Here is a 13,068-nt window from a genome sequence, read left to right as displayed (position 1 = left end):
CAAGACCCGTGCGTAAAAGAATGGTTAACAGGGGAGCTCGCGGGGGTTCGGCGCGGCCGGGATCAGGCCGCCGGGCCGGTCAGGAAGCCGCGCAGCAGCGCCGCGGTCCCGCAGCAGTGCTCCCGCATCACCTCGCGCGCGCCGTCCGCGTCGCCCTCCAGCACCGCCTCCACCAGCGCGCTGTGCTGCGTCTGGGAGTGCTCCAGATTGCGTACCAGCAGCGGAATGCAGTCCAGCAGGTCGTTCACGCTCGCCCGCACCGCCGCGTACTGCGCCGCCAGCGACGGCGAGCCGGACAGCTCGGCCAGCGTCAGATGCAGCAGGGTGTCGCGCCGGCGGTAGTCCGCGAGCGGCGCTTCCTGGGTCGCGGCCAGGGCCCGGCGCAGCCGGTCGGCCCGCTCGCCGGTCAGCCCGTGGGTCGCGCACAGGCCCGCCGCGCCCACCTCCAGCACCTCCCGGAACCGCAGGGTGTCCTCGACGTCGATCTTCTCGATCCGCCGCCGCAGCTCGTCCTCGCCCTGGTTCTCCTTGCGGGCGCGCACGAACGTGCCCCCGTAGCGCCCGCGCCGGCTCTCCACCAGACCCTCGTCCTGGAGCACCTTGAGCACCTCGCGCAGGGTGACCCGGCTGATCTGCAGCCGCTCCGCCAACTCCCGCTCCGCGGGCAGCCGTTCACCCTGGGGTACCAGGCCGAGCCGGACGATCTGGAGTATCTGCTCCAGCGCCTCCTCGAAACCGTTGCCCGCGCGCACCGGCCGCAGCACGGGTGCCAGCCGGTCAGCCGCACCGTCCATCGCAACCCCTTCCCAATCAATGGTTCGTGTGCCTACCTTATGACCTCCGGATGCAGTGACAGGAGGCAACACCGTGGCAGACCGCACGCCCCCACTCTCCGTCGAGGAGCTCAGAGTCCTCGTCGACGCCGGGGAGATCGACACTGTCGTCCTCGCCTTCACCGATATGCAAGGCAGGCTCCAGGGCAAGCGGTTCGCGGCCCGATATTTCCTCGACACCGTCCTTGAGCACGGCACGGAGGGCTGCAACTACCTCCTCGCCGTCGACGTCGACCTCAACACCGTCGACGGCTACCAGATGTCCTCCTGGGAACGCGGCTACGGCGACTTCGCCATGCACGGCGACACCGGCACCCTGCGCCGCACCCCCTGGAACCCCGGCACCGCCCTGATCACCGCCGACCTGGCCTGGCACGACGGCTCACCGGTCGTCGCCTCGCCCCGGCAGATCCTGCGCCGCCAGCTCGACCGCCTGGCCGAGCGCGGCTGGCGGGCGTACGCCGGCACCGAGCTGGAGTTCATGCTCTTCAAGGACACCTACGAGGACGCCTGGTCCCGCGGCTACCGCCAGATGACCCCGGCCAACCAGTACAACGGCGACTACTCCGTCCTGGGCACCGGCCGCGTCGAGCCCGTCCTGCGCCGCATCCGCAACGAGATGGGCGCGGCCGGGATGACCGTCGAGTCCGCCAAGGGCGAGTGCAACCTCGGCCAGCACGAGATCGTGTTCGTCTACGACGAGGCGCTCACCACCTGCGACCAGCACTCCATCTACAAGACCGGCGCCAAGGAGATCGCCGCGCAGGAGGGCATGGCGCTCACCTTCATGGCGAAGTACGACGAGCGCGAGGGCAACTCCTGCCATATCCACCTCTCGCTCCAGGACGAGCAGGGCCGGCCTGTACTGGCCGACGACTCCGGCCCGTACGGCATGTCCCGCACCATGCAGCACTTCCTCGCCGGGCAGATCGCCGCGATGCGCGACTTCACGCTCTTCTACGCGCCCAACATCAACTCCTACAAGCGCTTCCGCCCCGGCTCCTTCGCCCCCACCGCCGTCGCCTGGGGCCCCGACAACCGCACCTGCGCGCTGCGGGTCGTCGGCCACGGCCGCTCCCACCGCCTGGAGAACCGCCTGCCCGGCGGCGATGTGAACCCCTACCTCGCGGTCGCCGCCATGGTCGCGGCCGGCCTGTACGGCATAGAACACGAGCTGGAGCTCCCCGAGGCGACCACCGGCAACGCCTACGCCGGCGACGCCGCGCATGTCCCCACCACGCTGCGCGAGGCCGCCGAGCGGTGGGAGAACAGCCCGATCGCCCGGGAGGCCTTCGGCGACGAGGTCGTCGACCACTACCGCCACATGGCCCGCGTCGAACAGGACGCCTACGACGCCGCCGTCACGGACTGGGAGCGCTTCCGCTCCTTCGAGCGCATGTAAGGAACCACGCTGTGTCCAATGGTCCGCACGAGCTGAAGATCCTCAACCCGGCCACCGAGGAAGTGGTGGCCACCGTCCCCACCACCTCCCCCGAAGAGGTCGACGCCGCGGTCCGCCGGGCGGCCGCGGCCCAGGAGGCCTGGGCCGCCGTCGCCCCCGGTGACCGGGCCCGCCTGCTGCGCCGCTTCGCCGAGGTCGTCGACGCGCAGATCGACCCGCTCGCCGAACTCGAACTGCGCGAGGCCGGCCACCCGCTGGGCAACGCCCGGTGGGAGGCGGGCAACGTCCGCGATCTGCTGCACTACGCCGCCGGGGGCGTGGAGCGCCTGACCGGCACCCAGATCCCGGTCGCCGGCGGTCTCAACATCACCGTCCAGGAGCCGCTCGGCGTGGTCGCCGTGATCGCGCCCTGGAACTTCCCGATGCCGATCGCCGCCTGGGGCGCCGCCCCGGCCCTCGCGGCCGGCAACGCCGTCCTGCTCAAGCCCGCCGAGACCACCCCGCTCACCGCGCTCCGGCTCGCCGAGCTGGCCCTGGAGGCCGGGCTGCCCGAGGGACTCTTCCAGGTCCTGCCCGGCGAGGGGCCGGTCACCGGCACCGCACTGGTCGACCACCCCGGCGTCGCCAAGGTCGTCTTCACCGGCTCCACCGCCACCGGCCGGCGGATCGCCGCCCGCTGCGCGGCGCAGACCAAGCGGCTCACCCTCGAACTCGGCGGCAAGAGCCCCAACATCGTCTTCGCCGACGCCGACATCGAGGCCGCCGCGGCCGCCGCCCCCGGCTCCTTCCTCGACAACACCGGCCAGGACTGCTGCGCCCGCAGCCGCATCCTCGTCCAGCGCGGTGTCTACGACCGCTTCATGGAGCTGCTGGAGCCGGCCGTCAAGGCCTTCGCGGTCGGCGACCCGGCCGATCCCGCCACCCAGATGGGCCCGCTGATCTCCGCCGCCCAGCGCGAGCGGGTACGGTCCTACGTCCCCGAGGACGCCCCGGCCGCGATCCGCGGCGAGGCCCCCGCCGGCAAGGGCTTCTGGTACCCGGCCACCGTCCTGGAGGGCCGCCCCGAGGACCGTACGGCCGTCGAGGAGATCTTCGGGCCGGTCGCCGTGGTCCTCCCCTTCGACGACGAGGCCGAGGCGGTACGGCTCGCCAACGCCACCGACTACGGCCTGTCCGGCTCGCTGTGGACCCGCGACGTCGGCCGTGCGCTGCGCGTCTCGCGCGCCGTCGCGGCCGGCAACCTCTCCGTCAACTCCCACAGCAGCGTGCGCTACTGGACCCCCTTCGGAGGGTTCAAGCAGTCCGGCCTCGGCCGTGAGCTGGGCCCGGACGCACTCGCCGCCTTCACCGAGACCAAGAACATCTTCATCAGCACAGAGGAGCGCTAAGTGACCGACCAGACCGCAGTGTGCCGCCGCCTCGTCGGCCGTACCGCCGTGATCACCGGAGCCGGCAGCGGCATCGGCCTGGCCACCGCCCGCCGACTCGCCTCCGAAGGCGCCAACGTCGTCTGCGCCGACATCGACGAGACGGCCGGCAAGGCCGCCGCCGAAGAGCTCGGCGGCACCTTCGTCCAGGTCGACGTGACCGACTCCGAGCAGGTCGAGGCGCTCTACAAGACCGCCTTCGACACCTACGGCTCGGTCGATGTCACCTTCAACAACGCCGGCATCTCGCCGCCCGACGACGACTCGATCCTCACCACCGGCCTCGACGCCTGGAAGCGCGTCCAGGAGGTCAACCTGACCTCGGTCTACCTGTGCTGCAAGCACGCGCTGCCCTACATGCAGAGCCAGTTCCAGCGGACCGGGCGCGGCGGCTCCATCATCAACACCGCCTCCTTCGTCGCCGTCATGGGCGCCGCCACCTCCCAGATCAGCTACACCGCCTCCAAGGGCGGCGTGCTGGCGATGTCCCGTGAACTGGGCGTGCAGTTCGCCCGCGAGGGCATCCGGGTCAATGCCCTGTGCCCGGGGCCGGTCAACACCCCGCTGCTCAAGGAGCTGTTCGCCAAGGACCCCGAGCGCGCCGCGCGCCGCCTGGTGCACGTCCCCGTCGGGCGGTTCGCCGAGCCCGAGGAGATCGCCGCCGCGGTCGCCTTCCTCGCCAGCGACGACTCCTCGTTCGTCAACGCCGCCGAATTCCTGGTCGACGGCGGCATCGCGGGCGCGTACGTCACCCCGTTGTAAGCCACTTGCTGTTCACCTCCGGGTAAGCGCCACGGCGGCCGGACGTCGCTCGACGCCCGGCCGTCATGCGCTAGCGTCCGCCTTCGGTTCTTCGTTCGACAGGAGTGCGTTCCATGCTCAACAAGCGTCGCTGGCTGGCAGCCGGCGCTGCCCTCGCGGTCGCCGGAGGCGGCGTCGCCCTCGCCCAGACGGCCACCGCCGGACCGGCCCCGCGCCACTGCCCCACCCTCCACGTGTCCAAGGGCTGGTACGGCGACAACCAGGCCAAGCTCCAGAAGATGATCGACGAGCGCGGCAGCTGCTCCGGGAGCGGGGGAGCGCGACCGGTCGCGACCTTCGACTGGGACAACACCGTCGTCAAGAACGACATCTCCGACGCCACGCTGGCCTGGATGCTCCGGCACGACAAGGTACTGCGCCCGGCGAGCTGGAAGGCCACCAACAAGTGGCTGACCGACGCCGCCGCCCGCGCGCTCACCAAGGCCTGCGGCACCTCCGTGCCCGCCGGCCGACCGCTGCCGACGTCGACCGACACCGGCTGCACCGACGAGATCCTCGACGTCTACCAGGACGCCAAGACCTCCACCGGCAGACAGGCCTTCGAGGGGGAGTGGAACCACCGGCGCACCGTCCCCGAGTACGTCTGGATCACCCAGCTCTTCGCCGGCCACAGCCCCGAGCGGCTGACCGGCTTCGCCCGCGCCGCGCGCGCCGAGAACCTCGCCGCGCCGATCGGCACGGAGCAGAAGGTCGGCACGCACACGATGGAGGGCTACGTCCGCTACTACACGCAGCAGCGCGACCTCATCGGCACCCTCAAGAAGGCCGGTTTCGACGTCTACATCGTCTCCGCCTCGGCGGAGCCGCTGGTACGCGCCTGGGCGCCCGGCGTGGGCATCGACCGCGACCACGTCATCGGCATCCGCAACCTCGTCCGCGGCGGCAAGCTCACCACCGGAGTCCAGGGCTGCGGCGACGTCGAGGACACCAACGGCGAGGTCCTGACGTACATGGACGGCAAGCGCTGCTGGATCAACCAGGAGATCTTCCACGTCAAGGGAGCCAAGGCCTGGCGGCAGCAGGACCGGGCGCACCGCCCCGCCTTCGCCGCGGGTGACGCCGAGACCGATGTGACGTTCGTCGGCGACGCCACCGCCGGCCACCTGGCCATCAACCGCAACAAGCCCGAGCTGATGTGCCGGGCGTACGACAACAGCGACCACCGCTGGCTGGTCAACCCGATGTTCATCGAGCCCAAGAAGCGCCAGGCCGACCCGTACCCGTGCGCGACCGCCGGCTACACCCGGCCGGACGGCACGCTCGGACCGGTCCACCGCGCCGACGGCTCGGTCATCCCCGACCAGCAGGACACCGTGTACTGACCGCACCGATCCGTACCCGGGGAGGCCCGCGCCGGTCACAGGAAGGCGTGGCCCTCCCCGCGGTACGTCGGCACCGTGTCCACCACCCGGTCCCCGTCGATGAGTTGCAGCCGGTCGAACCGCTCGCACAGCTCACCGGCCTTGGCATGCCGGAACCACACCTTGTCGCCGATCGCCAGCCGGTCCGCGGCCGGCCCCAGCAGCGGCGTCTGCACCTCGCCCGGCCCCTCCTGCGGGTCGTAGCGCAGCCCGGCGGGCAGATGCGGCACCGGCAGCCGGTCCGCGCCCGCCACCCCCGACGCCGGATAGCCCCCGCCCAGTACCGTCACCACGCCCGGACCGGGCCGGCGCACCACCGGCTGGGCGAACAGCGCCGCCGGACGCCCGCTGAACGAACGGAAGTTGTCGAACAGCCGCGGCACATACAGCCCCGATCCCGCCGCGATCTCGGTGACGGCCGCCTCCGCCGCCGTGTGCTGCACACTGCCGGTCCCACCGCCGTTGACGAACTCCAGCCGCGGGGCCACCGCCCGCACCGCCCGTACGGCCTCCCAGCGGCGCCGGGCCAGCTCCTTGCGCGCCGCCGCCTGCATCACCCGGACCGTCCGCGAGAACACCGGCTTGCCGGCGACCTCGTCGCCCACACCCGCCACATGCCCCTCGTACGCCATCAGCCCCACCAGCCGGAACCCGGGCCGGCGCGCCACCGACCGGGCCAGCGCGGCCAGTTGGGCCGGCGCCCGCAGCGGCGAGCGCCGCGCGCCGACCCGCACCCCGCCGCCCAGCAGGCGGAAGGAGGTGTCCAGTTCCAGGCACACCCGCACCTCCTCGCCGCCGAGGCCACCGCCCGGACGGGCCGCGTCGATCAGATCGAGCTGCGCCGGATCGTCGACCATCACCGTCACCGCGCCGGCGAGCGAGGCATCGGCGGTCAGCTCGGCGAAGCCGGCCCGGTCCACCGACGGGTAGGCCAGCAGCACGTCCGTGAAGCCCGAGCGGGCCAGCCACAGCGATTCGGCCAGCGTGAAACTCATGATCCCGGCGAACCCGTCCCGCGCCAGCACCCGCTCCAGCAGGGCCCGGCAGCGCACCGACTTGCTCGCCACCCGGATCGGCTTCCCCTTCGAGCGGCGCACCAGATCGGCGGCGTTGGCGTCGAAGGCCTGCAGGTCGACGACGGCCAGCGGCGCGTCGAGGTGTGCGGTGGCCCGGTCGTAACGGGCTTTGTCGCCATCCGCGTCGGCTGATTCCTGGGACATGGCCCGCAGCCTGCCAGACCGCTCTACCACTGGGTAGGGGAGAGATCGCGACAGAGCGGACATGGCGGCGACTGGGGGTACCCCCTGCTCCTTCAGAGCTTGGGGGAGGAGTTGGAGTGCCGACGGCGCCAGCCCTTAGAGTGGCCGGACACCGCAACCAGCAGGTCAGCGGCGTGTTGTCCGGATACCAGCCACCCTGCCCCGATTGCGGATCGGGTCCGGGGCCACGGCGCAAGGGGGAGCGCGGGTGAGCACCGACGCTGATTTCGCCGATGCGCGGCACATCCCGCCCATACCCCCGCGGCCGCCCCAGCAGCCCCCGGTGGCCCCGGCGCCGCAACCGCACACGGACCCCCGTACGACCGTGCTGCGCCGGGTGCCGAGCGCGCCGCCCGCCCCGCCCACCAGGGCGCAGGCCGCGCAACCCCCGGCCGACCCCACACCGCCCCAGCGGCCCGCGCCCCCCGCCACCCCGCCGCGCCCCGCCGTGCCACCACCGGCGCCGCCCACCGGACAGCCCCCGCGCCCGCACCACGCGCCGGGCTCCCCGGCACCCGCCGCCGCACCGCCGCCGCCCCGGCGCCCGGACACCTTCCGGGACACCGCCGCCTTCCACCTGGCCAACAGCCAAGAGATGTGGAACGGCGCCCCCGCGCCCGCCGCCGGCACCCCGCCGCGGCCCCGTAAGCCCGCCTCCGCCACCCCGTCCGCGGCGCCCGGCAGCGAGCCGCCGACGCCCGCGGCCGAGCGCCCGCCGCAGCCGCCCTGGCCCGGTACGCCCCTGCCGCACCAGACGCCCGGGGCCGCCCCCGGCATACCCGCCGGGACCCGGCCGCGGCCCTCGGCCGGCCGCCGCCTCCGCGGCCGGCTGGGCGCCGCCGCGGCCTGCCTCGTCCTCGGCATCGGCCTCATCGGCGGTGCGGCGGCCGGCAGTTGGCTCACCGCCGACTCCGCCGACGCCCCGCCCACCCCCGAGGCCGCCTTCGCCGCGGGCCGCGACGTCTGGCGCAACACCCCCGTCGACACCCTCTTCCCACGCACCATCCAGGGCCTGGGCGTCGGCCCCGGCGGCGCCGACCGGACCTGGACCCGGATCGCCGTCGCCCCCGACAGCGGCTGCACCGGCGCCTACGACCGCCCGCTCGCCCAGGTGCTCGCCCGCGCGGGCTGCGTCCGCCTGCTGCGGGCCACCTACCTCGACGCCACCCGCTCCAGCGTCATCACGGTCGGTGTGCAGACCGCCGAGGCCGACGCGGCCGGGATGATGGCCCTCAACGCCCGCTTCAGCACCAAGAGCCTGGGCAGCCGCACCGACCTGATGCCGCTGCCGTACGCCGCCAAGGGCACCCCGGCCGAGGGCTTCGGGCGTGCCCAGCGGGCCAGTTGGACCGTCCGGGTGCTCACCGACATCCCGGTGATCGTCTTCGCCGTCTCCGGCTTCGCCGACGGCCGCGCCGTCTCCGCACCGCAGTCCGCCGAGGCCGCGGTCCGGCCGGGCGCCACCACCGCCCCGGCCGAGTCCGGCCTGGGCCACGACGCCAAGGACATCGCGGACCGCATCGCGGCGGACTTCCGCACCGCGTCCGGCATCTCCCCGCACACCACGGAGTCCTCGCCATGACGAAGACCACCCTGCGCGGCGCCGCCGTCGCGCTGGCCTCCGCCGCGCTCGCCGTGCTGCCCTCCGTGCCCGCCCACGCCGATGTGATCCGCGCCCAGGAGTGGGGCCTGCAGGCCATCCACGCCCAGCAGGCCTGGCGTACGACCAAGGGCGCGGGCGTCACCGTCGCCGTCCTGGACACCGGCGTCGACGCCAACCACCCCGACCTGGCGGGCCAGGTCCTGCCCGAGAAGGACCTGATCGGCTTCGGCGCCGGCCCGGGGGACGGGGCATGGGCCCGGCACGGCACCGGAATGGCCAGCGTCATCGCGGGCCGGGGCCACGGCCAGGGCCGCCAGGACGGCGTACTCGGCGTCGCCCCCGAAGCCAAGATCCTCCCGGTCCGGGTGATCCTGGAGGACAACGATCCGCAGCGCGGGCGGGCCCGCACGGAGAAGGCCGGCGCGCTCGCCGACGGCATCCGCTGGGCCGCCGACCACGGTGCCGACGTGATCAGCATGTCGCTCGGCGACGACAGCGAGTCCGCACACCCCGAGCCGCGCGAGGACGCCGCCATCCAGTACGCCCTCGGCAAGGGCATCCCCGTCGTCGCCTCCGCGGGCAACGGCGGCGAGAAGGGCGACCACGTCTCCTTCCCCGCCGCCTACCCGGGCGTCATCGCCGCCACCGCCGTCGACTACCGGCGCGAACGCGCCGACTTCTCCACCCGCCACTGGTACGCGACGGTCAGCGCACCCGGCGACGAGATCGCCATGGCCGGCAACGGCAGCGCCTATGTCTCGGGCTGGGGCACCAGCCCCGCCGCGGCCTTCGTCTCCGGCGCCATCGCGCTGATCCGCTCCGCCCACCCCGACCTGAGCCCCGCCCAGATCCGCCGCCTGCTCACCGCCACCGCCCAGGACACCCCCGAGGGCGGCCGCGACGACGACTACGGCGCCGGGCTGATCGACCCGGCCGCAGCCCTCAAGGCCGCCCCCGCACTCAAGCCCGCACCCCAGAAGCCGTCCCCCGCCGACTACGCCCACCGCTACTTCGGCCCCGGCCCCACCACGGACGACCCCGCCGACACCCCCGTCGACTGGATCCCCTGGACCGCCGGCGCCCTCGGCCTGGCCCTCGTCGCCGCCGCGGTCGTCATCTGGCGAACCCGCACCTGAGGCACCCCGGGCGCACGACGGCGTGCGAAGCCGGCCCGATACGCTCGCCAGCGTGCAGAAGAACATCCCCGACCCCGGCTTCTCCGACGACGACGGCTCGGCCGACCCCGCGCTGGCGGCGGCCCTGACGGCGTACGACGACGACCGCGGCACCGAGCCGCAACTCCTCGCGGCCCTGGCCGGCGCCCGCGTGCTCGTCCCGGTAGTCGCCCTCCTCGGCGAGGTCGAAACCGGCCCGGACGGCCTGCGCCGTGAGAAGACCAGCGACATGGCCGTCCCCACCCTGCAGGCCCCGGACGGCCGCCGCGCCCTGCCCGCCTTCACGTCGATGGAGACGCTCCAGCGCTGGCGCCCGGACGCCCGCCCGGTGGCGGTCCCGCTCCGGCAGGCGCTGCTGGCCGCCTCCCACGAGCAGGCCGACACCCTCGTCATCGACCTGGCGGGCCCGGTCACCTACCAGCTCACCGGCCCCGCGCTGCGCGCCCTGGCGGAGGGCCGCACGACCGCCGACCCGCTCGCCGACCCGGCCGTCACCGACGCCCTGCGCGCCCTGCTCGCCGCCGAGCCCGCCGTGCTCGTCGCCCATCTCGCGCCGTCCGAGGAGACCGACGGCACGCTCGCGCTCGGCCTCGCCGCCGGGGCACCGACCGCCGAGGTCGCCCAGCGCCTGGCGCGGGCGCTGGCCACCGACGAGGTGCTGCGCGCCCGGCTCGTACGGGGCCTCGACCTGGCCCTTCTGCCGCCCGGTGGCACGACGGCCGCAGAGCCGCTCTACCGGCGCTGAGCCGCCGCCCCGGGGCCCGGCACCCCGCCCGGGCCCGGGGCCGCCAACGGGCGGGGTCGTCTCCAGGGCCGCACAATGCGAGGAGAGCTCAAGATCCACGCGAGGAGAGCCCCCATGGAGAAATCCGAGACGGAGACGGAGGCGGCGACCTCCACGATTCTGACCCGCGTCGTCGTGGCCGAGTTCCTCGGCACGCTGCTTCTGGTGTTCTTCGGCGTCGGCTCGGTGGTGCTGGCCGGCGAGTACATCGGCGCCTTCGGCATCGCCCTGGCCTTCGGCTTCACGATGCTGGCACTGGCCTACGCCCTCGGCCCGATCTCGGGATGCCACATCAATCCCGCGGTGACGCTCGGCATGCTGCTGGCCCGCCGCATCACGGTGCGCACGGCCGTCGAGTACTGGATCGCCCAGATCCTGGGCGCCATCGTCGGCTCCGCGCTGCTCCTCCTGGTCGCCACGCAGATCCCGGGCCTGCAGACGCACGGGTCCTTCGGCACCAACGGCTGGGGCGACCGCTCGGCGGTGCACATCAACCTCGGCGGTGCCTTCGTCATCGAGATCGTGATGACCTTCCTGTTCGTCTTCGTGGTGCTGTCGGCCACCCACAAGGTGGCCGTGCTCGGCTTCGGCGGACTGGCGATCGGCCTGGCGCTGGCCATCGTCCACCTCGTCGGCATCCCGCTGACCGGCACCTCGGTGAATCCGGCGCGGTCCATCGGCCCGGCCCTGTTCGCCGGTGGCGCGGCCATCACCCAGCTGTGGCTGTTCATCGTGGCGCCGCTGATCGGCGGCGCCCTGGCGGCCGTGGTCCATCAGGTCACCCATCCGGCCCACGAGCCGTTCATCGTCGCCGACGAGGGCATGCCCACCGACGCCGCGACCGGCCCCGGCGGGCGCCCCTGAGCCCGGGCGCCACCCGCGCCCGCACACGCGAAGGGCCCCGACCGTCTCCCGGTCGGGGCCCTTCGCGTGTGCGGAAAAACCGTGGCTCAGCCGTAAACGGGGCCGGTGAACTTCTCCCCGGGACCCTGCCCCGGCTCGTCCGGGACGACCGACGCCTCGCGGAACGCCAGCTGCAGCGACTTCAGCCCGTCCCGCAGCGGGGCCGCGTGGTACGAGCCGATCTCGGTGGCGCTGGCGGTGACCAGCCCGGCGAGCGCCTGGATGAGCTTGCGCGCCTCGTCGAGGTCCTTGTGCGCCGAGCCGTCCTCGGCGAGCCCCAGGTTGACCGCCGCCGAGCTCATCAGATGCACCGCGACCGTGGTGATCACCTCGACCGCCGGCACCTCGGCGATGTCACGGGTCATGGCGTCGAAGTCGGGTTGCGCCGCGCTCGCGGGGTCGGGCTGCTGCGGGGTCTGGTCGCTCATGTCTTCGGGCTTCTTCCTGCTGAGGGGTCGACTCCAGCCTATGGGCAGCGCTCACGAGGCCCGCGTCCGGGAGTGTCATCCTGGGCGCGGAGCGCTTCCGCGCCGCCGCCGGTGCCCGCACAGGAGTGGGTGCCACCCCTTGACTCGTGTATTCTGGTGTTCCGACCGGCCGGACACGCATGTGACCGGCCCACAAGTGGAGGCTCCGATCTCCCACCCGACCGACCTCTAGGTTGGCGGGTCAACGGTCCGGCTGCGCCCCGCGGAGACTTCGCGGCGGTGCTCCAGATCTATGTGGAGCCCCGCCTGTGTCCCGTCCGGGGCGTTTTGCATGTACCGGCGCGGTTGGTCACACCGAACAGACGTTACGCGGCAGTCCGCCAGGCCGTCGCGTGGTGCTACCGAGGAGGATCCATCAGCGCCGAGCCCCGCATCAACGACCGGATTCGCGTCCCCGAGGTGCGACTCGTCGGTCCCAGCGGCGAGCAGGTCGGCATTGTGCCGCTTGCCAAGGCCCTGGAGCTTGCGCAGGAGTACGACCTCGACCTGGTCGAGGTGGCGGCGAACGCCCGTCCGCCGGTCTGCAAGCTCATGGACTACGGAAAGTTCAAGTACGAGTCGGCCATGAAGGCCCGTGAGGCGCGCAAGAACCAGGCGCACACGGTCATCAAGGAGATGAAGCTCCGGCCGAAGATCGACCCGCACGACTACGACACCAAGAAGGGTCACGTCGTTCGGTTCCTCAAGCAGGGTGACAAGGTCAAGATCACGATCATGTTCCGTGGTCGCGAGCAGTCCCGCCCCGAGCTGGGCTTCCGGCTGCTGCAGCGGCTCGCGTCCGACGTGGAGGACCTCGGCTTCATCGAGTCGAACCCGAAGCAGGACGGCCGAAACATGATCATGGTCCTCGGTCCGCACAAGAAGAAGACCGAGGCGATGGCCGAGGCCCGTGAGGCGCAGGCCGCCCGCAAGGCGGAGCGCCAGGGTGGAGCTCCCGCGGAGGAGCCCGCCGAGGAGCCCGCCGAGGCGTGATCTCTGGGCGAGCCCCGGATTCATGCCGGGGCACCCGCC

12 protein-coding genes are annotated in these 13,068 nt (G+C 73.1%); 9 read left to right on the top strand and 3 right to left on the bottom strand.

Annotation, left to right across the window (positions count from 1 at the left end; genetic code table 11):
* Positions 1 to 62: 62 nt before the first annotated feature.
* Complete coding sequence (locus tag WAB15_RS09040) at positions 63 to 794, bottom strand: FadR/GntR family transcriptional regulator (protein ID WP_399144275.1); 732 nt, start codon at positions 792 to 794, stop codon at positions 63 to 65.
* 73 nt (positions 795 to 867) lie between these two features.
* Here WAB15_RS09040 and WAB15_RS09035 point away from each other — a divergent pair, with 73 nt between their 5' ends.
* The 4 genes from WAB15_RS09035 (at position 868) to WAB15_RS09020 (ending at position 5,806) form a co-directional block, all read left to right on the top strand.
* Positions 868 to 2,235, top strand: a complete 1,368-nt coding sequence (locus WAB15_RS09035; RefSeq protein WP_407285904.1) for a glutamine synthetase family protein — start codon at positions 868 to 870, stop codon at positions 2,233 to 2,235.
* A gap of 11 nt (positions 2,236 to 2,246) precedes the next feature.
* A complete protein-coding gene (locus tag WAB15_RS09030; RefSeq protein ID WP_399144273.1) occupies positions 2,247 to 3,623 on the top strand; it encodes an aldehyde dehydrogenase family protein in 1,377 nt (458 codons plus the stop codon).
* A complete protein-coding gene (locus WAB15_RS09025) occupies positions 3,624 to 4,424 on the top strand; it encodes a 3-oxoacyl-ACP reductase (protein WP_407285903.1) in 801 nt (266 codons plus the stop codon).
* Between the two features lie 113 nt (positions 4,425 to 4,537).
* The gene (locus WAB15_RS09020) at positions 4,538 to 5,806 is read left to right on the top strand and encodes a haloacid dehalogenase-like hydrolase (RefSeq protein WP_407285902.1); all 1,269 of its coding nucleotides are present in this window, start codon (positions 4,538 to 4,540) and stop codon (positions 5,804 to 5,806) included.
* A gap of 35 nt (positions 5,807 to 5,841) precedes the next feature.
* Here WAB15_RS09020 and WAB15_RS09015 read toward each other — a convergent pair whose 3' ends face one another.
* Positions 5,842 to 7,065, bottom strand: coding sequence for an amino acid deaminase/aldolase (locus WAB15_RS09015; protein WP_407285901.1), 1,224 nt, complete (start codon positions 7,063 to 7,065; stop codon positions 5,842 to 5,844).
* A 247-nt stretch (positions 7,066 to 7,312) separates the two neighbouring features.
* On the opposite strand from WAB15_RS09015, the gene WAB15_RS09010 reads away from it, so the two are divergent.
* The 4 genes from WAB15_RS09010 (at position 7,313) to WAB15_RS08995 (ending at position 11,530) form a co-directional block, all read left to right on the top strand.
* Positions 7,313 to 8,686: a hypothetical protein gene (locus WAB15_RS09010; protein ID WP_407285900.1), complete on the top strand. Its 1,374-nt coding sequence runs from the start codon at positions 7,313 to 7,315 to the stop codon at positions 8,684 to 8,686.
* The gene (gene mycP, locus WAB15_RS09005) at positions 8,683 to 9,843 is read left to right on the top strand and encodes a type VII secretion-associated serine protease mycosin (protein WP_399144268.1); all 1,161 of its coding nucleotides are present in this window, start codon (positions 8,683 to 8,685) and stop codon (positions 9,841 to 9,843) included. The genes WAB15_RS09010 and mycP overlap by 4 nt, the downstream gene beginning before the upstream one ends.
* Positions 9,844 to 9,895: 52 nt before the next feature.
* The gene (locus WAB15_RS09000) at positions 9,896 to 10,627 is read left to right on the top strand and encodes an SseB family protein (protein ID WP_407285899.1); all 732 of its coding nucleotides are present in this window, start codon (positions 9,896 to 9,898) and stop codon (positions 10,625 to 10,627) included.
* A 114-nt stretch (positions 10,628 to 10,741) separates the two neighbouring features.
* A complete protein-coding gene (locus WAB15_RS08995; RefSeq protein ID WP_407285898.1) occupies positions 10,742 to 11,530 on the top strand; it encodes an MIP family channel protein in 789 nt (262 codons plus the stop codon).
* A gap of 86 nt (positions 11,531 to 11,616) precedes the next feature.
* Here the strand turns inward: WAB15_RS08995 and WAB15_RS08990 are convergent, their stop codons facing one another.
* Positions 11,617 to 11,997: a DUF1844 domain-containing protein gene (locus WAB15_RS08990; protein WP_399144265.1), complete on the bottom strand. Its 381-nt coding sequence runs from the start codon at positions 11,995 to 11,997 to the stop codon at positions 11,617 to 11,619.
* A 345-nt stretch (positions 11,998 to 12,342) separates the two neighbouring features.
* Between WAB15_RS08990 and infC the strand changes: the two genes are divergently transcribed.
* On the top strand, positions 12,343 to 13,029 hold the full coding sequence (gene infC / locus WAB15_RS08985) for a translation initiation factor IF-3 (RefSeq protein WP_393488145.1): 687 nt from the start codon (positions 12,343 to 12,345) through the stop codon (positions 13,027 to 13,029).
* Positions 13,030 to 13,068 lie beyond the last annotated feature (39 nt).

The organism is Streptomyces sirii, assembly GCF_045690365.1.
GTDB classification, from domain to species: Bacteria; Actinomycetota; Actinomycetes; order Streptomycetales; family Streptomycetaceae; genus Streptomyces; species Streptomyces sirii.
The sequence above is the reverse complement of the archived record's forward strand: the minus strand, read 5'-3'. Positions and strand labels throughout refer to the sequence as shown.

Excerpts from the sequence above, each read along its gene's own strand:
- WAB15_RS09040 (WP_399144275.1), bottom strand. The coding sequence starts at position 794 with ATGGACGGTGCGGCTGACCGGCTGGCACCCGTGCTGCGGCCGGTGCGC.
- WAB15_RS09020 (WP_407285902.1), top strand. The coding sequence starts at position 4,538 with ATGCTCAACAAGCGTCGCTGGCTGGCAGCCGGCGCTGCCCTCGCGGTC.
- WAB15_RS09015 (WP_407285901.1), bottom strand. The coding sequence starts at position 7,065 with ATGTCCCAGGAATCAGCCGACGCGGATGGCGACAAAGCCCGTTACGAC.
- mycP (WP_399144268.1), top strand. The coding sequence starts at position 8,683 with ATGACGAAGACCACCCTGCGCGGCGCCGCCGTCGCGCTGGCCTCCGCC.
- WAB15_RS08995 (WP_407285898.1), top strand. The coding sequence starts at position 10,742 with ATGGAGAAATCCGAGACGGAGACGGAGGCGGCGACCTCCACGATTCTG.
- WAB15_RS08990 (WP_399144265.1), bottom strand. The coding sequence starts at position 11,997 with ATGAGCGACCAGACCCCGCAGCAGCCCGACCCCGCGAGCGCGGCGCAA.